Origin of the sequence: Photobacterium lipolyticum, assembly GCF_003026475.1 — a bacterium.
In the GTDB taxonomy this organism is placed as follows: domain Bacteria; phylum Pseudomonadota; class Gammaproteobacteria; order Enterobacterales; family Vibrionaceae; genus Photobacterium; species Photobacterium lipolyticum.
In genome coordinates, this window is the sequence record NZ_PYMC01000002.1 from 92,691 (window position 1) to 108,710 (window position 16,020).

19 protein-coding genes are annotated in these 16,020 nt (G+C 44.7%); 8 read left to right on the plus strand and 11 right to left on the minus strand.

Features of this window, described 5'->3' with window-relative positions; translation table 11 throughout:
- Nucleotides 1-15 precede the first annotated feature (15 nt).
- Nucleotides 16-354, plus strand: a complete 339-nt coding sequence (locus C9I89_RS03250; protein ID WP_107281930.1) for a fructose PTS transporter subunit IIB — start codon at nucleotides 16-18, stop codon at nucleotides 352-354.
- On the opposite strand, the gene C9I89_RS03255 is transcribed toward C9I89_RS03250, so the two are convergent.
- On the minus strand, nucleotides 331-1,212 hold the full coding sequence (locus C9I89_RS03255; RefSeq protein ID WP_107281931.1) for a helix-turn-helix transcriptional regulator: 882 nt from the start codon (nucleotides 1,210-1,212) through the stop codon (nucleotides 331-333). The two genes, C9I89_RS03250 and C9I89_RS03255, sit on opposite strands and share 24 nt — an antisense overlap.
- Nucleotides 1,213-1,415: 203 nt before the next feature.
- On the opposite strand from C9I89_RS03255, the gene C9I89_RS03260 reads away from it, so the two are divergent.
- Entirely contained in the window at nucleotides 1,416-1,715 is a 300-nt protein-coding gene (locus C9I89_RS03260) for a Dabb family protein (protein WP_107281932.1), read from the plus strand.
- A 55-nt stretch (nucleotides 1,716-1,770) separates the two neighbouring features.
- On the opposite strand, the gene C9I89_RS03265 is transcribed toward C9I89_RS03260, so the two are convergent.
- From C9I89_RS03265 to C9I89_RS03275, 3 genes are all read right to left on the minus strand, one after another.
- Nucleotides 1,771-2,520: a DeoR/GlpR family DNA-binding transcription regulator gene (locus C9I89_RS03265; protein WP_107281933.1), complete on the minus strand. Its 750-nt coding sequence runs from the start codon at nucleotides 2,518-2,520 to the stop codon at nucleotides 1,771-1,773.
- A 103-nt stretch (nucleotides 2,521-2,623) separates the two neighbouring features.
- Nucleotides 2,624-5,050, minus strand: coding sequence for a formate C-acetyltransferase/glycerol dehydratase family glycyl radical enzyme (locus tag C9I89_RS03270; RefSeq protein WP_107281934.1), 2,427 nt, complete (start codon nucleotides 5,048-5,050; stop codon nucleotides 2,624-2,626).
- A gap of 4 nt (nucleotides 5,051-5,054) precedes the next feature.
- Nucleotides 5,055-5,963 carry a glycyl-radical enzyme activating protein gene (locus tag C9I89_RS03275; protein ID WP_107281935.1) on the minus strand — a complete coding sequence of 303 codons (909 nt, stop codon included), beginning with the start codon at nucleotides 5,961-5,963 and terminating at the stop codon, nucleotides 5,055-5,057.
- A 141-nt stretch (nucleotides 5,964-6,104) separates the two neighbouring features.
- On the opposite strand from C9I89_RS03275, the gene C9I89_RS03280 reads away from it, so the two are divergent.
- Nucleotides 6,105-6,779 carry a fructose-6-phosphate aldolase gene (locus tag C9I89_RS03280; RefSeq protein WP_107281936.1) on the plus strand — a complete coding sequence of 225 codons (675 nt, stop codon included), beginning with the start codon at nucleotides 6,105-6,107 and terminating at the stop codon, nucleotides 6,777-6,779.
- Between the two features lie 170 nt (nucleotides 6,780-6,949).
- Here C9I89_RS03280 and C9I89_RS03285 read toward each other — a convergent pair whose 3' ends face one another.
- The 4 genes from C9I89_RS03285 to C9I89_RS03300 form a co-directional block, all read right to left on the minus strand.
- Nucleotides 6,950-7,717, minus strand: a complete 768-nt coding sequence (locus C9I89_RS03285; RefSeq protein WP_107281937.1) for a DUF4344 domain-containing metallopeptidase — start codon at nucleotides 7,715-7,717, stop codon at nucleotides 6,950-6,952.
- Complete coding sequence (locus tag C9I89_RS03290; protein WP_107281938.1) at nucleotides 7,714-8,217, minus strand: peptidylprolyl isomerase; 504 nt, start codon at nucleotides 8,215-8,217, stop codon at nucleotides 7,714-7,716. The genes C9I89_RS03285 and C9I89_RS03290 overlap by 4 nt, the downstream gene beginning before the upstream one ends.
- A gap of 222 nt (nucleotides 8,218-8,439) precedes the next feature.
- Nucleotides 8,440-9,324 (minus strand): aspartoacylase, encoded by an 885-nt coding sequence (locus C9I89_RS03295; RefSeq protein ID WP_107281939.1) that lies wholly within the window; start codon nucleotides 9,322-9,324, stop codon nucleotides 8,440-8,442.
- Nucleotides 9,325-9,476: 152 nt separating this feature from the next.
- On the minus strand, nucleotides 9,477-9,920 hold the full coding sequence (locus C9I89_RS03300; RefSeq protein WP_107281940.1) for a hypothetical protein: 444 nt from the start codon (nucleotides 9,918-9,920) through the stop codon (nucleotides 9,477-9,479).
- 253 nt (nucleotides 9,921-10,173) lie between these two features.
- On the opposite strand from C9I89_RS03300, the gene C9I89_RS03305 reads away from it, so the two are divergent.
- A complete protein-coding gene (locus tag C9I89_RS03305) occupies nucleotides 10,174-10,392 on the plus strand; it encodes a VF530 family protein (protein WP_107282301.1) in 219 nt (72 codons plus the stop codon).
- Between the two features lie 81 nt (nucleotides 10,393-10,473).
- On the opposite strand, the gene arfB is transcribed toward C9I89_RS03305, so the two are convergent.
- Both arfB and C9I89_RS03315 read right to left on the minus strand, forming a co-directional pair.
- Complete coding sequence (gene arfB / locus C9I89_RS03310) at nucleotides 10,474-10,887, minus strand: alternative ribosome rescue aminoacyl-tRNA hydrolase ArfB (RefSeq protein WP_107281941.1); 414 nt, start codon at nucleotides 10,885-10,887, stop codon at nucleotides 10,474-10,476.
- Nucleotides 10,888-11,141: 254 nt separating this feature from the next.
- Nucleotides 11,142-11,588 carry a c-type cytochrome gene (locus C9I89_RS03315; protein WP_107281942.1) on the minus strand — a complete coding sequence of 149 codons (447 nt, stop codon included), beginning with the start codon at nucleotides 11,586-11,588 and terminating at the stop codon, nucleotides 11,142-11,144.
- A gap of 222 nt (nucleotides 11,589-11,810) precedes the next feature.
- Here C9I89_RS03315 and C9I89_RS03320 point away from each other — a divergent pair, with 222 nt between their 5' ends.
- The 4 genes from C9I89_RS03320 (at nucleotide 11,811) to C9I89_RS03335 (ending at nucleotide 14,671) form a co-directional block, all read left to right on the plus strand.
- Entirely contained in the window at nucleotides 11,811-12,173 is a 363-nt protein-coding gene (locus C9I89_RS03320) for a hypothetical protein (protein WP_146155040.1), read from the plus strand.
- Between the two features lie 182 nt (nucleotides 12,174-12,355).
- Complete coding sequence (locus C9I89_RS03325; RefSeq protein ID WP_107281944.1) at nucleotides 12,356-13,069, plus strand: SGNH/GDSL hydrolase family protein; 714 nt, start codon at nucleotides 12,356-12,358, stop codon at nucleotides 13,067-13,069.
- A 137-nt stretch (nucleotides 13,070-13,206) separates the two neighbouring features.
- Nucleotides 13,207-14,187: a nucleoside hydrolase gene (locus tag C9I89_RS03330; RefSeq protein WP_107281945.1), complete on the plus strand. Its 981-nt coding sequence runs from the start codon at nucleotides 13,207-13,209 to the stop codon at nucleotides 14,185-14,187.
- Between the two features lie 181 nt (nucleotides 14,188-14,368).
- The gene (locus C9I89_RS03335; RefSeq protein WP_107281946.1) at nucleotides 14,369-14,671 is read left to right on the plus strand and encodes a hypothetical protein; all 303 of its coding nucleotides are present in this window, start codon (nucleotides 14,369-14,371) and stop codon (nucleotides 14,669-14,671) included.
- Between the two features lie 171 nt (nucleotides 14,672-14,842).
- Here C9I89_RS03335 and gcvT read toward each other — a convergent pair whose 3' ends face one another.
- Nucleotides 14,843-15,961, minus strand: coding sequence for a glycine cleavage system aminomethyltransferase GcvT (gene gcvT, locus C9I89_RS03340; protein WP_107281947.1), 1,119 nt, complete (start codon nucleotides 15,959-15,961; stop codon nucleotides 14,843-14,845).
- Nucleotides 15,962-16,020 lie beyond the last annotated feature (59 nt).

The following is a 16,020-nucleotide window of genomic DNA, read 5'->3' on the forward strand; positions in this document are numbered from 1 at the left end:
GTGAGTTCATTTCAAATGAAGCTTATTGCTGTTACTGCTTGCATCAGTGGTGTTGCACACACATATATGGCCGCTGAGCAGCTGGAAAAGCTGTGCCACAAAAAAGGCTTCCCTATTAAAATTGAAACGCAAGGAGCTTTAGGCATAGATCATGCCTTAAGCTCTGAGGACATTGACGCTGCGCAAATCGTCATCATTGCTGCTGATATCAGCATAGAAGGTTTCGAGCGTTTCCAACGCAATCGGATTATTAAACTTCCGATTAAAACGATCTTGAAAAGCCCAGACATTATTTTGTCTGCCATTGAAAAAATACGTAATGCTCCGCCGTCAACTGTCCTTGAAATCAGTTAACTGACTTCGATATTGAACGCGGTACTCTGATGGCGATCTGTCTGTGTGCTGACGAAAAATCCGACAAAAGTAGTTGCTGTCACTAAATCCGCAGCGATGAGCAACTTCTTTTACTTTCATGTCGTATTGCTTTAATAAATACTTCGCTCTTTCAAGGCGTGTTTGATTAAGGTATTCATTGAAGCGAATTTTTCCCTCTCGGTGGAACAACTGCGACAAATAGTTGGCTGATATATAAAATTGTGTAGCCACCGATTCTCGGGTTAATGGCTCTTGATAGTGTTTTTCTATATACCCGCGAATTGCTTCGAACAGTGTTTGGCTGCGCGAAAGGGTCTCAGGAGGATGCTGAATCAGATCCAGGGCATGGCTCAACAGTGCACTGACAATTAAACGTGCCGTGCATTGATCTTCGGGGTGCCAGGTAAGCTCTTCCAGCGTTCTAAGGATGAATGCGCCGATACGAGGACCTCGTCGTTGGACACTCTCCTTGCTTAATACCTGGAAGTTTTCACCATCCCAGTGAAGAATACTGAAGCCTAAGGTTTGTTTGCCGAAAAGTAAGCTCAAGATTGTGGCGGGTTGCTGCCAATCGGGTTTGTTCCAGCTAAATGCCGGTAAAAACAACGCCTGGCCAAGAGTCAGGTTTTCAGTGTAACTTTGTCCCTTTTCACCGCCGATTTCCATCGGCACAACACCCTCGATGACGAGTTCTAATCGGGGGAAATTGACCTGATAGGCTAACTCAGGCGGTTCCGGTTGGTTTCCGGCAAAAAACACCTGGTTTAGCTGAGTAGGCTCATGAACGAAACGGGTCAACTCTTTGTAAAGTTGTAGATCGTGATTTTTTGTGATCATTTGTCAGACACTGGCACCTGAATTTAATGTTGATTTTGCAATAGATTTAACCAAAAAGCCCGTAAGCAACTTTAAGCAAAATATTAATGAGTAAACCGCTGAACTATTTTCTCATACATTATAGTTAATGACTTTGTTCGAAATTCAGAACAGGGATTTAATTCCAGAGTTTTAAGATTTTAAAAAATACAGGGGTATTTAAGATGATCCGCCATATTTTACTGATCCAATTCAAAGCCGATGCACCACTGTCTCAAATTGATGCCGTAAAAGACGCTTTTATTGCCTTCCCGGAGACTGTCGATGGCGTCGAAGCCGTTGAATGGGGAGAAAATGACAGCCCGGAAGGTAAAAATCGCGGCTATACACACTGTGTGCTGATGACCTTCCGTGACGAAGCCAGCAGGCAAACCTATCTGCCACACCCAAAACATGATGCGCTAAAATCAATCTTTCGCCCGGTTCTGGAAGAGATCATTGTACTGGACTATACCGTCAGATAATGCGTGAAAATGTATATAATTATGACTTTAAATAACCTCTGGCAAAGTCAGAGGCTTATTCATCATCAACCAGCTCCAGCCTCACGCCATGTTGTTCCAACCAGTTGAGATCTTCTTGCGGTACTCCGCTATTGGTCACCAGAACTGAAAACTTATCAAGCGCCCCCAGGCTGGTAGAGTAGATTTGACCAAACTTGCTGGAATCGGTCAGGACAATATTGCGCTTGTTTTTATTGAGGATCGCCATGGCTACATCGGCCCGCATCATATCGCGACTGGTAAACCCGGTATCACGGTGGAAACCGTCAATACCGAGAAAGGCAGTACTGAAGTGGGTGTATTCAATACAAAGGCGGGTCAGCGGGCCAACCAGACTTTCCCCCTGACGCTGATAAACGCCGCCAAGCAAGATCACTTCGGCTTTACTGTCGCGGATCATGTGGGCGATGTAGGCGCTTGGAGTAATAATAGTAATATCACCACGATCAGCCAGTACACGGGCCAGCAGGGCATTGGCACTGCCGCCTTCAATCATCACCGTCTCATCAGGCTGGACTAATTGCGCGGCACGTTCAGCCAGCTTCTGCTTGGTATTGAAGCGGACTTCCATACGGGCACTGACATCATCGCTTTGTAATGACATGGCTGCACCATGAACCCGTTTCAGATAACCCTCTTTTTCAAGCTGATTCAGATCTTGACGAATAGTGACTTCGGATACGCCGGTATGGGAAGCCAGATCAGACACCATTACGCGCTTTTCCTGATTAACCAACTGTACAATTTCACTCTGTCTCGGGTTCATATGATGTTCCTGCTTGCTCTCTGATGTTTGCGTACACAAAAAATGACTTTCGCTTCGAGTTCATTTTAACTTTCTAATGAAATCTTCGCGAAAGTCCATCATCCTACAAGCTATGCTCGGTGCGAGCAATAATATCGTCCTGCGCATCGGGCGAGAGCGCGGTAAAAAACGCGGAATAACCCGCGACGCGTACCACTAAATCCCGGTACTGTTCAGGATGCTGCTTCGCTGCCAGCAAGGTTGCCCGCGAAACAATATTGTACTGAACATGCCAGCCTTTATGGTAATTGAAGAAGGTGCGGATCAGCATCGAGAGCTTTAACATATCGCTTTCATCAGCCACAGCTGCCGGTGACAACTTCTGATTCAGCAGCACCCCACCGAGAATTTTACCTGCCGGGATTTTACCTACGGAGTTATAGACCGCCGTCGGACCGAGTGTATCGGAGCCCGATGCCGGGCTTGCACCTTCTGCCAGCGGCGTTGCCGCTTTACGGCCATCTGGCGTTGCCATTGTCGCTGCGCCAAACGGGACATTCGCCGAGATGCTGGACGTACCGGCATAATAATTACCACCGACCGGGCCACGTCCGAAACGGGTATTGTGGAACTGAGCCAGCTCTTCGATATAGGCATCGTAAGCACGACTTAGCAGATCGTCGACCGCATCATCATCGTTACCAAACTTCGGAGCGAAGTTGATCAGGCGCTGACGTAACTGTTCACCGTCACTGCCTGCGTAATCAGCGGCCAGAGCCTGTGCCAGCTGCGGTTGCGTGATCTGAGGCTGATCGAAGATCAGATGTTTAATCGCCGCCAGACTGTTACCTAGGTTAGCGATACCAACCTGAAGACCTGATACCCAATCATATTTCGCGCCCCCTTCTTTGACCGTCTTACCTCGGCTCAGGCAATCATCAACCAAAGCTGAGCAGAAGATATCCTGTGCTTGCTGTTCAAGAACCGAATCTACCACACAGTCGATTTCAATCGATTTTCGGGTGTAGTAACGGATCTGCTCTCGCCAGGCCGTCATGATCTGTTCGAAGTTTTCAAAACTTCCTTTCGCCAGGGATTTATCATGCGGCATGAAGATTTTACCGGATGTTGCATCGCGACCTTCATCAAGTGCGGACAGTAAAATACGGGCAAAATTAATGAAGCTCATACCGGTGCAGCGATAGCCCCATTTACCCGGCACAGCAGTTTCAATACAGCCAATTGCAGAATAATTATAAGCATCTGTTTTTTCGACACCCAGCTTGATAAATTCTGGGATCACGATTTCATCGTTGTTAAACGCAGGCATACCGAAGCCGCATTTTATGACCTCAATGCACCCCATCAGGAAGCGTTGATCTAAACCTTCGTGATAACGCACACTCAGGTTGGGTTGAGTTGAACGTAGCTGTCCGCATGACTCCAGGATCGCCCATGACAGACTATTTACCGCATCTGAAGGTATACCTTCGTCATCCAGTTTCTGTCCGCCAATCGTCACATTCTGATATAAAGGGCTGCCAGCTGAGGCTTTAGAATGGCTACCAGAGCGGATTTTGTTTACTTCCAGTAATTTAAGCCAGCAGCTCTGAAGCAATTCAAGCGAGAACTCACGACTGATTGTCTTATCAACTTCGACATCCTGCAGATAAAAGGCGTTCAAATACTGATCCATACGGCCAAACGAAACAGAGTGGCCATTCGATTCAATCTGCAAAACCAACTGAACGAAATAACACAGTTGTAAGGCCTGCCAGTATGATGCCGGTGTCTCGAACGCAATATGACGACAGTTAGCAGCAATCGTTTCCAACTCTCTTTGACGCGCCGGACGTGATTCTTCTCCTGCCATTTTTTCGGCCAGCTCAGCATAACGAACAATATGTTGCTGTACGGCAAGCAGCACAATTTCAACCGATTTCAGAAACTGCTCACGCTTTAAATCTTCCCAGTCAGCCAGATCAATCTGGCTGCGGTGAGTACGCACTTCATCTAATAAGCCATTTAAACCAATGCGTAATAGTTTTTCGTTATCGACCGCCAGGTGAGCATCACCAGAGGTCATATTGCCTTCTGCTTTAATGATGGTCGTCGCCAGAATGTCTTGCTGCTCGCCCGTAAATAAGCCGTAGCAACGATCCTGAACCGTTTTACCGCGCCAGTATGGCGTGAGCCGATGAATATTCTCTTTGTCCTGCTCTGTCACGGCGAAACCCGCTCCGGGACGATCCGCTAAATCATCAATTTCAGCTTCAATCCAGCGCACGGTATATTCAGGGAAGATCGGTGCCGCTCGAACTTTACTCGCCTGGTTACCGATGATCAGCTCATCGTGTTTAATCCAGATCGTTCTGGTACGCAGATGCTCTGCCAGTGCCAAAGCGCGCTGCACAACAACAGGTTTATCTTCATGTTGTTGATAAGCCTCGGTGTAGGCTTGAGCACGTTCGGTACATATTGGCGGCGTCACGATGTTAATCAATGCGTGTTTATGAGCTTCGATTCGTTGCGGTAAATGGTTCAGGTTCATATTGTTACCCTCTGACGGTGACAAGAAGCTTTCTATTACAATGAGTCTGTGCGTATTGTTTCGCGCTTTCTAACAGCTCAGGCTTACCCAGCGGTTTGTCAGAGCACAGATATGGCATATCAAGCAGGTGGTATTTGTTCATGCCCAGAGTGTGGTAGGGCAAGAGATGAAGTTCCTTGCAGCTTTCAAGTGAAACTGCAAAATCGATGATGGCACGCAGATCTTCTTCGGTGTCATTGAACCCGGGAATAACCGGGACTCGAATAACAATCCGTTTAGCTTTATTTGCCAGCTGTTCAAAATTAGTCTTAATTCGCTTCAGTGAGCCTTTGGTCCAGCGCTGAAATTTAGCTTCGTCGGTATGTTTGAGATCGGTAAGCCAGCAATCAATATGAGGCAATACCCGCTCAATATTTTTCCAGGGCACATGGAGACAAGTTTCAACTGCAGTATTGATTTTTTCCTGATACATGCGCTTCGCTAACGTCGCAATAAGCTCAGGCTGCATAAGCGGCTCGCCACCAGAAAAAGTAACACCGCCATCACTCTGAATATAATAAGGTTTATCTTTCAACAAGATCGTGCAAAGCTCATCTGCTACAGCCTCTTTGCCACATACTGAAAGTGCCTGTGTCGGGCATGTGTTCTCAAGCTTTATTAGATCGTTATCGTTTAACCGGGAGCGGTTAATCTTGATGTTGCCGTTGGCATCACGCTGAATTGCCGAACAAGCCTGTTGGCATAAATTGCATTCATCTAAACAGCTTCGCTGATCGAACAGCAATGAACGTTTTTTACTCCGGCTTTCCGGATTTTGACACCATGGACATGCCAGACTGCACCCTTTGAGAAACAGAATAGAACGAATTCCATCACCATCATGGGTAGAGAAACGCTGAATATTGAAATACATGCTGACCCCGAGTAAAATGTCACAGCCTTCGACAAATGAAACATTACAACTTACGAACGAAATCAACCTTGATTTAGATCAAATCACAAATAGCTTTGCCTGACTATAGTTTGTTCATCGCAAATCAGACGGATAATAATTATGATTGAACTATATCTTGATACTGCTGACATTGTTCAGGTATCCCGCTTCAATAAGTGCCTGCCTCTCAGAGGTGTTACCACCAACCCTTCAATTCTGGCGAAATCCGGTGAGGGATTAAGCCAGATATTGCCCGCTCTTGCCGAAACCCTAGGATCGGACGCACGTTTTCATGCTCAGGTTGTGAGTACAACGATTAATGAGATGGTTGAAGAAGCGAAGCAGCTCAACCAACTGCCCTATGATATGGTGGTAAAGGTTCCAGCGACGGAAACCGGCCTTGCTGCTATTAAAATAATGAAAAAAGAAGGAATTACGGTATTAGCCACCGCTATCTACTCAGCACAACAAGGTTTCCTGGCGGCATTATGCGGCGCCGATTATCTGGCACCTTATGTCAACCGTATTGATGGTATGGGAAGTGATGGTGTTGGCGTTGTGGCTGATCTGCAGTTATTGCTCGACCAGCATGCACTAAGCTCAAAGATTCTGGCGGCCAGTTTTAAAAACACGCAGCAGGCAATGGAAGTGATGAAGCTGGGTATCGGCGCGATTACCTTACCCGTGGATGTCGCCGCACAAATGTTTGCCCACCCGGCCGTGCAGCCTGCCGTTGAACAGTTCAGCCAAGACTGGCACAGTGCATTTGGAGCAAAGCTTTCATTCGAAAGTTAATAGCAATACGGATTAGATCTGATCTTGATAAAAATTGGCATAAAACCTCTCACTCGAGAGGTTTTATCTTTAGTACCAGACGCATAACCAATGCCGGATGTGAAAGCGCCTAATTTGAATCACTCTAATGAATAGACCACTTTCAAAGTGGCTATATTTATTAACCCTCTCTAATTCTTGGACGAAAGGTACTGATGCCAGTTATGGTCCAGTTGCTGAAAGTTATCGATACAAAAATCTTTACGTTCAGAGAGATAGTCTTTTTCGACTTCATCGAGTAGCTTTTGATGTTTCTCTGGGGCGCTTCCGTAAACTAAACAAAGGGTAGAGAAGTATCTTTGCAGATCAAAGCTATGTTCATCAATATACTCACCAAAGTCGTAATAATCGGGCCTGTTTTCCGACTCAAAAGCGAACATGTCAGCGGCGCTAATGGCGGCATCATCTCCTTCTTCGACGTAGTTAATCATCATCAGAGTGGCGAAGTTGTCAACCGCATCCTCTTCTTTACCCAATACCGGAATATCCTGATCGGCGACTAAGGCGTGTCCAGCTTCATGGAGTAAGGTATGAAGGAAAGTGTCAATAGCACCGAGTTGCGGCTCTTTACCGTATTTCTTTTGGTAGTCATTTTTCTTAAAATATTGCAGCGATTCAGCAACAAAAGAGTAAGGAACATGAATAATATGAGTATCGGGATCGTACATTGGCCCTTCTTCACCGCCATACCGAATGGTCAAAGTCTTATTAAACGCAAAGTGCGCATTGGATAGTTCTACTAGAGTTTCGTTGACACCACTTCGCTCTATCAATTGTTGTACTGACTTATCTTCTTTACCTTTCGCTGTCTGGTACTCAATAGAAATGTTGTTTTGCGCAGCTAAGGCAGAGCTTGCGAGCAGAGAGCTTAGGCTTAACGAAACTAGAAGTGATTTCATTTATATTCCTTGTTAATAATCACTTTTTCTACAATAATTGCTTCACATGGTACATCATCATGGCCGTATTTAGAGGTCGTTTTAGCTTCAGCCATTTTATTAACCACATCCATGCCAGCACTAACCTTGCCAAATACCGCATAGCCCCAACCTGCGTTGGTGGTTGCTGTATGATCAAGAAAGTCGTTATTAGCCAAGTTGATAAAAAACTGTCCAGTCGCAGAATGTGGGGCATCAGTGCGCGCCATCGATAGAGTGCCAATGACATTTTTAAGGCCACGATTAGCTTCATTAGCAATACAATCACGTGTCGGCTTTTCTTGCATATCTTCCGTAAAGCCTCCGCCTTGTACCATAAAACCTTTTATCACTCGGTGAAAAATAGTGCCGTCATAGAAGCCATCTTGGCAATACTTTAGAAAATTCTTCGAACTGACAGGGGCTCGTTCCATATTAAGTTCAATCTCGATATCGCCTAAATTAGTGGTAAAAATAATCATACTAGCTGCAACCAACCATATTGGTATCAATTCAATCTGTGCAGTATACGCAATCAGAATCTTAAACTGTAGTACCTAGTCTGAGAACATATTGTGGTGATTGTAATGACTCGAAAATCAGCAGGTAAGTCATATACCCAAGTAACCTCAGCGCCTGGAAATCAGGCCCCAATGTTGAAGCCTGATATTTTTTGATTATCTATATAACGATAACTCAGTCGATCAAAGCTCTATGAGCAGTTTTCTACCTAGTGACATCGCCAGGTTGTTATCATAGTAAGCGGCTTCATTTATAAAGTGAGGATAGGCTTCATAATCACCTTCCCAGCAAACTTCTTTACCATCAAACAGGGTAAAGATCGGATCACCTGAATGAAGTGGTTTAAAGTCATTATCCTGAATATTTTTATGTACCATACCAGCACGCTCGCCGTTTTCATCTTCCGGTAATTTCAGCGTCTCGGTATATTTAAATGCTTCATAGCTGGCAGGAAGTTGTGGCAATGCATTGGTATTATGCAGTTCGATGTAATCCAGAATATGGCGGGTCATTTCTTCCATCCAATCCAGCACATCCTGACGGATCACCGATTGAGGTTGCGGGCCAATTTCAACAATCACACCGTTGGGAGAGATTGAACTGAGGAAGAAATGCTCTTCAACGGGCACCTGATCCTCGAAAACTACAACTGCAGATGGCATACACGATTTCACATAGGCGCCCATTTTGCGATTAAAGTCATCAGACTGAAGCAAAATAAGCGAAGGCCCCATATTACTGGTCGTGTTATGAAGATCGATGATCAAATCGGTTTTAGCATTGCCCTTAGGGCCAAGCTGATTATTTATCGCTTTCGCTCTGCTTTGCTCATAATTGGCCAGATCCTGATCATCGAGATCGGCCAATAAAAACTGACGATTCAAATCACAATCAATATAACGCTTGTTCTCTTCATGTGCTTTCGGATTGGCAAAAACCATTTGTGTCGCAAAGCTGCTACGAGAAATTAGCTGCGCGTTTTTTTTCCACTTTCGTAGCAGATAGATGCCACTAAATTCATTACCATGTGTGCCGCCGACAACGGCAACTGTGTTAATTTTATTCATCCTTGTTTCCACGGCTGATTATTCACGGGCTGAGTGCTCACCTATTGAGTATAAAAAGGCATCAATCTCACTAGCCATTCATTTTTAATGCATAAATCCAGTGTACGCATTTTGCTGATTCATGCCAGTGAAAGATGTTTTTTATACTTTTTTTAAACCGGGCGAGTTTGGATCAGCTTTAAATATGAATGCAATTCACCATTTTTATACTCAATAGCAGAGTGAATATTAACGGTTTTATTTGCGATAACCGCGCAGTGGTATCGGTTATCCCCTTTGCTGATTTCAATCTCAATCACACCGTCGACTAATGCCCAGTGGCCACGGGTTTTCGTTCGATTGAACAGGGAAGATTCTTCTAAAGTACCGTCATCACGCATTAATAATTCAGTGATGTAACCTGCACTACAGGTTTTTATCCAGTGTTGGCGGGCGATCTCATCGAGAGTGAAATTTCGTTTGTTTTCCAGCCACAAATTGACTTTCTGGTGCTGTTCTTCATCTAAATCAGGCAGTGCATCTGTCTCTAGTAATCTTGCTCGGTCTGTTTCGCGAAAGAACAACTGTAGTAACTGAAGTGTTTTTTTTTCTGACATCCCTATCGCCTCAAACAGTAAAATCATTAAAGAGAGTAAAGAGAAACAACGCGAATCGCTAAAACTATCACTACATATAGAATAGAAGTGTTAGCAAGATCAATAAATTACAATACTAGCAGAGTGATTTCCTTGTTATCTAAAAGCCGTTTGAACAAAACTGAATGAGTCTTGTTGAATGCTCTCCTTCAGGAATACTATCGATGATGAAGCTGATATACTTACCGTTGGTTTCATTAATCTGCTACAAGCTATGACACAAGCAAATAATCCGCTACACGGCATTACCCTGGAAAAACTGCTCACCGAACTGGTCGAATACTATGGTTGGGACGAGCTTGGTGCGCGCATCAATATCCGTTGTTTCAACGATAACCCGAGCATTAAATCCAGCCTCAAATTTTTACGTAAGACAGAGTGGGCAAGAGTGAAGGTCGAAAACCTTTACCTTAAAATGAAAAAACAACACTAAGTCTGTCTAGTCCTAAAAAAGCGCTAGACAATTTAGCGCTTTTTTATTTTTATGTAGCGGTAGAAAACCTCAAATCAACAACTAAAAGCTCACCTTTCCTCGCAAGGATTTCGTACTGCCCCGCTGAGTTTTTTTATCCATTCGACGGCGTTTTGATCCTAATGTCGGCCTGGTCGCCCGACGCGATTTCACCTCCACTGTGGCTGAAATGATTAACTCTCTTAACCTCTCCAGCGCATCTTCTCTGTTTTTTTCAAGAGTACGAAATTGCTGAGCCTTGATAATGATCACGCCTTCTTTAGTGATCCGGTGATCAGACAATTTTAAAAGACGCTCTTTATAAAATTCCGGTAAGCTGGAGCGATTAATATCGAATCGGAGATGCACAGCACTGGATACCTTATTGACATTCTGCCCGCCTGCACCTTGCGCGCGAATAGCTGACATTTCGATTTCCCAATCGGCCAGCTGAACATTGTTGGATATGGTTAACATAGTTGATTTAGAAACCTGGTCAGTTGAGCCTGTAGTATAGCAATCGTTATTCTCTTTGGGATAGGGCTAACGTGTTGCTTCTCAATGCCTAAGTTTAGCTTTCAACGTCAGGGACTATCAGACATAGATGGTTGGGGTGGTAAAAGTCGTTATAATCTGATTTAAAGAAACAAAAAAGCAGCCTACAAAAAGCTGCTTTTAACTATCTCTAGAAGGACAACAATTAATCACTCGACAAAGCAAGCTTGATCACCTTACCTGTAAGGACTGTAAAGAGTTGGTTCATAGGGCTCAAGTTCATAACGCGACTCTAGGAAAGTAACCAAATCAATCAATTGAGTAACCGTTAACGCATCATTATAGCTAGGCATTATTGATTGCCCCTCGTATTGGATAACATCAAGTTCATACCCTTCTGCAATTTGATGCGATGGATTAATTATTGAAGTAACAAGTTCAGCATAATTCTTAATCCGCTTAACCTCTCCACCAAGCGCAACAGAAGCCGTAGCTCTCTCTACTGCCGACTCTGGCTGGTCAAACCCCTCCATGGTATGGCATTCAAGACATTGCATAGTCAAAAAGACTTTTTCTCCATTAACCACATTTCCTGCGGGTAAGCTAAAGCCCGTAGAACTCGGCTCACATCCGGTTAATCCCGCTACAGCGAATAGTAAAATGAATATCAGATTTTTATTCATTACAGCCACTCCTTATTTTTCTAAAATAATCGAGTTTACAAACGCTCAATTAAACAGAGAGTTCACTGACAAGTGTAGAATAAAAACATTAGCTTCGTTCGAAAGCGCGCTTTTTCTGCGACAGTTCTTTTAGTTAGTTATTATCGTAGCTCGATGATTGACGCTATATAACTCCGTTCTATAGTTAATAGTACCTACTAGAGAGACTATATGGGGAAGGTTATGACATCTCAGGTTTCATATTCCAAGCTGGAAAAAGCCTACAGCCACGATTTTCGCAATAAAATCAATATGGCTAGAAATACCAATGAAGTTTACGATGTGTTCTGCTATACCGTTGCTGCATTGTTTAATGAAATTGTAGACAAAAAAAAATTCAAGGAAACTGACGTCGACTTCTACCCAGAGAAGGAATGCCACTATGAGCTAGGCGATAAAATTAAGCTCGATTCCGCCATTGCAAAATGTCTGAATGACTCTGACTTAGAGCGCATCCTTAATGATCTGGCTCAGACCGCAACCAACAGACACACCCATCTGGAGAAACATCCGGAAAAAACAAATTCAAAGATCATGCGTCATTGAACTACCTGATACCAATCATATTAAATAACTGATCATTAAGCGGCAATTTCTAGTGTGGTTGGTTTTAATGTAATGGGTATCACTTCCCCGCCGACCGCCAAAGGTTTGCGGGGGTCTATTCGAATTATTTTAGCCCCCCAGCCACAGAGCTGACCTTTAAAGGCTCCAGTAAGGAAACAGACATGATTCACTACTTAGCGCTGGTGTTAATGGGCCCCGTATTTGTGGTCCAGGGATTCTATGTTCGCAAAGTAACACCCAAATTAGAAGAAGCGACCGGCGAACGCAGCGGACGATGCGGGCAAGGTAAATTACTTCGCCTGTTATTAATCGGAGACTCTGCAGCTGCAGGCGTGGGTGCCAGCAATCAATCAAAAGCCCTTTCAGGTAATCTGGTCAGCGCATTAAGCGGTAAGTTTCAACTCGAGTGGCAATTACTGGCAAAATCAGGATATACCACAAAAGATACCTATGACATGTTGAGACATCAGCCTAAAGAGCAATATGACGTTGTCATTATTTCGTTGGGAGTTAACGATGTTATCAAAACGTTCACCACTAAAGACTGGTTAAAGCACCAAATAGCTCTGGTTGTATTCATTCGTGAACATTTTTCCTGCCGGCAAATAGTACTTACCAAAATTCCTCCGATGGAGCGGTTTCCCGCCTTACCCCCTCCTTTGCGCTGGTATTTGGGAAGAAAAGCCAGAGATTTCAACCAGCATCTAAGCCTCTGGACAGCAACTCAGGATGATTGTGAACTGCTCGATATTAACCATCGGTTAAGGCCCGAGCAGATGGCGGTAGATGGCTTTCATCCCGGACCGGGGATCTATCAATTTTGGGGACAATCTATCGCGCAAGTGATCAAAACCCGTTGGCACTCAGGTGATTGAATCTCACTTGCATGACATTCCCTTATGGATTTTTTGATAACAGTCACGGTTCTGGAAACTCTGCTAGTTACGATACCCAAGTTACCTCAAAATGCAGAGTTCAGCGAGAATTCTAAATTTGTTGGACATAAATACTAATGACTAAAAAAATCATACTAGATACTGATCCCGGCATTGATGATGCCATGGCTATTTTGTTTGCCGAAGCACACCCTTCAATTGAAATGCTTGCCATAACAACAGTGTACGGTAATGCGACCATAGACAATGCGACCCGCAATGCTCTTTACCTGAAACAGAAATTTCATCTTAAGGCCGATATTGTTAAGGGCACGAACAAGCCACTCAATCGTCCGCCCGTCGGCCCTACCGTTGTCGTTCATGGAGAAAGTGGTTTTGGTGATTTAGTACCCCCATCTGACATCACAGAAAAAACTGATCCTCGGCCGGCTTACCAATACATTATCGATACCGTCAAAGCACAGCCTGGTGAAATAACGCTGGTTGCAGTCGGTCCGCTGACGAATATTGCACTCGCCCTCGAAGCTGCCCCAGAAATCGTAGATTTAGTGAAAGAAGTGGTCGTGATGGGCGGGGCATTTGGTATGAATGGTCACCGCGGCAATGTCACACCTTATGCCGAAGCCAATATTCATGATGATCCCCATGCTGCTGATATTGTGTTTTGTGCTTCATGGCCGGTGGTCATTATTGGCCTGGATGTTACCCAACAAAGCTTTTTCACCGAAGAGTATTTAGACCGGCTACGTGATGATGCCGGTGATGTTGGCCAATTTATCTGGGATGTCAGTCGTTACTATCTTCGTTTCTATTCACAAAAAGTGGGTCTTAAGGGCTGCCATGTTCATGATCCATCAGCCATCGCTTATGTGATAGATCCCGCTCTATTCACCTTACGCCAAGGTCCTGTCCGGGTGGTGACGGATGGCCCGGCCGAAGGCCATACTATACAAAAGTTTGATACTCGAACGTATCAGAACGATGAGTGGTCGAGCATGCCAGCACAGCAAGTGGGCATCTCGGTTAAAGATGAAGAACTACTTAAACTGTATCGACAAAGTATTGTTGATTACAGCCGCCGAGCACAGGAGGAGTAAAGCTGGTTCAAGCCGGGTATATCGCTTAGTTAACCTGATCTTTCTAAAAATGCCTGCTTTGTGCAGGTATTTTGATACGACGGTGAGAAATTCAGAATAGTCTTAGGTATAAGACGCATAAGCCCCCCTACTTATTTCTATAATACCATTAAGGAAACTGTTGAATATGGGGGGCTGAATAATGAGTGGTTTTATTGCTCCTAGAGACTGGTCTTTTGTTGCCGACATGAATTACAGCGGCTCTGTGACCGTAACCGATGTTGGGTTATGGGTACAATGGCTATTCTTTTATCCCGGTGATATCGTCATTAATATGATGACCACCTTTTTCCCACAAGCATCTGGTTTATTAGGCATTAATAACGAAGTATATGGTGGGTTGATTTCATTTATTCTTTCATGTTTTCTATGGTGGGTGATGTTGAAGGTTATGCGCAAGAATTTGCTCCCTTTATGGAGCAAAGAGTCCTATTTTAAAAATTAAGCAGTAGTGAACTTTCACTACCCAGAATGACGTTGCACTGACCTGGTTGAAGAAAGTTGCAAGATATAGAAAGGAGCCTCCGGCTCCTTTCTATATCTTGGTGATTAATCAGGATTCCCTATATTTACCGCGGCTACTGTTAACCGCAGCGGCTTTTAGCCACAACAGCTCTTAACCACGAAAATAACGCTGAGGCACAAAAGGCATTTTCTCAACAGTCATAGGTAGTTTCTTACCACGAACTTCAGCAAAGAGCTCCGTACCGATCTGGGCCAGATCCGTTTGAACGTATGCCATCGCAATCGGCATGCCTCTTGACGGGCCAAACGTCCCGCTGGTTACAATACCGACCTCTTTATCATTGGCATCAAATAACTTACTGCCCTCACGCACAGGCGCTTTTGACCGGCCAAGCAAACCAACTCGTTTACGAGCTACATCTTTGGTTTTGATTTGCTCAAGAATAAGCTCTGCACCAGGAAAACCACCCGCACGCTCACCGTCTGCGCGTCGTGACTTGCTGATCCCCCAAAGCAGGCTGGCTTCTACCGGTGTTGTGGTCGGATCAAGATCGTGGCCATACAGGCACAAGCCACATTCAAGACGCAGTGAATCACGCGCACCAAGGCCAATCCATTCGACTTCAGTATGGGCGAGTAATTCACGAGCCAAAGCGTCAGCTTTATCTGCCGGTACAGAAATTTCGTAACCATCTTCTCCGGTATAACCCGAGCGGCTGACATAACATTCAACGCCCACTAACTCTAACTTGATGGCGTCCATGAAAACCATGTCACTCACGGCAGGGTTAAGGCGCGCAAGTACGTCAGCAGCTTGTGGGCCCTGCAATGCCACCAACGCACGATCTTCAATCACTTCCAGTTTAACATCGCCAGGCAGGTTTGCTTTCAGGTGAGCAATATCTTGATCTTTGCATGCAGCATTAACCACCACGAACAGGTGATCACCAAAGTTAGTGACCATAAGATCGTCGTCAATACCGCCATTTTCATTGGTAAAGAAAGCATAACGTTGCTTACCGGCAGGCAGATCGATGATATCTACCGGTACCAAAGCTTCAATTGCTTTAGCCGCATTTGCACCGCGAAGACGTAACTGCCCCATGTGCGACACGTCGAACAGACCTGCTGCATCACGGCAATGCAGATGCTCTTTACGTACACCCAGCGGGTACTGAACCGGCATATCATAGCCAGCAAATGGAACCATTTTCGCACCCATTTCAATATGAAGAGCATGAAGAGGGGTAAGCAGAAGTTCTTGGGACATACGTTTACTACTCCATAAGCCGCATACCTTGCGGCCAATTATCCATACATTCGTCAGTA

Coding starts and splice junctions, on each gene's coding strand:
- C9I89_RS03270 (WP_107281934.1), bottom strand. CDS start 5,050: ATGAACCTGAACCATTTACCGCAACGAATCGAAGCTCATAAACACGCA.
- C9I89_RS03335 (WP_107281946.1), top strand. CDS start 14,369: ATGAGTGGTTTTATTGCTCCTAGAGACTGGTCTTTTGTTGCCGACATG.
- C9I89_RS03295 (WP_107281939.1), bottom strand. CDS start 9,324: ATGAATAAAATTAACACAGTTGCCGTTGTCGGCGGCACACATGGTAAT.
- C9I89_RS03325 (WP_107281944.1), top strand. CDS start 12,356: ATGATTCACTACTTAGCGCTGGTGTTAATGGGCCCCGTATTTGTGGTC.
- C9I89_RS03330 (WP_107281945.1), top strand. CDS start 13,207: ATGACTAAAAAAATCATACTAGATACTGATCCCGGCATTGATGATGCC.
- C9I89_RS03280 (WP_107281936.1), top strand. CDS start 6,105: ATGATTGAACTATATCTTGATACTGCTGACATTGTTCAGGTATCCCGC.
- C9I89_RS03320 (WP_146155040.1), top strand. CDS start 11,811: ATGACATCTCAGGTTTCATATTCCAAGCTGGAAAAAGCCTACAGCCAC.
- C9I89_RS03265 (WP_107281933.1), bottom strand. CDS start 2,520: ATGAACCCGAGACAGAGTGAAATTGTACAGTTGGTTAATCAGGAAAAG.
- C9I89_RS03315 (WP_107281942.1), bottom strand. CDS start 11,588: ATGAATAAAAATCTGATATTCATTTTACTATTCGCTGTAGCGGGATTA.
- C9I89_RS03255 (WP_107281931.1), bottom strand. CDS start 1,212: ATGATCACAAAAAATCACGATCTACAACTTTACAAAGAGTTGACCCGT.
- C9I89_RS03285 (WP_107281937.1), bottom strand. CDS start 7,717: ATGAAATCACTTCTAGTTTCGTTAAGCCTAAGCTCTCTGCTCGCAAGC.
- arfB (WP_107281941.1), bottom strand. CDS start 10,887: ATGTTAACCATATCCAACAATGTTCAGCTGGCCGATTGGGAAATCGAA.
- C9I89_RS03305 (WP_107282301.1), top strand. CDS start 10,174: ATGACACAAGCAAATAATCCGCTACACGGCATTACCCTGGAAAAACTG.
- C9I89_RS03300 (WP_107281940.1), bottom strand. CDS start 9,920: ATGTCAGAAAAAAAAACACTTCAGTTACTACAGTTGTTCTTTCGCGAA.
- gcvT (WP_107281947.1), bottom strand. CDS start 15,961: ATGTCCCAAGAACTTCTGCTTACCCCTCTTCATGCTCTTCATATTGAA.
- C9I89_RS03275 (WP_107281935.1), bottom strand. CDS start 5,963: ATGTATTTCAATATTCAGCGTTTCTCTACCCATGATGGTGATGGAATT.
- C9I89_RS03250 (WP_107281930.1), top strand. CDS start 16: ATGAAGCTTATTGCTGTTACTGCTTGCATCAGTGGTGTTGCACACACA.
- C9I89_RS03290 (WP_107281938.1), bottom strand. CDS start 8,217: ATGATTATTTTTACCACTAATTTAGGCGATATCGAGATTGAACTTAAT.
- C9I89_RS03260 (WP_107281932.1), top strand. CDS start 1,416: ATGATCCGCCATATTTTACTGATCCAATTCAAAGCCGATGCACCACTG.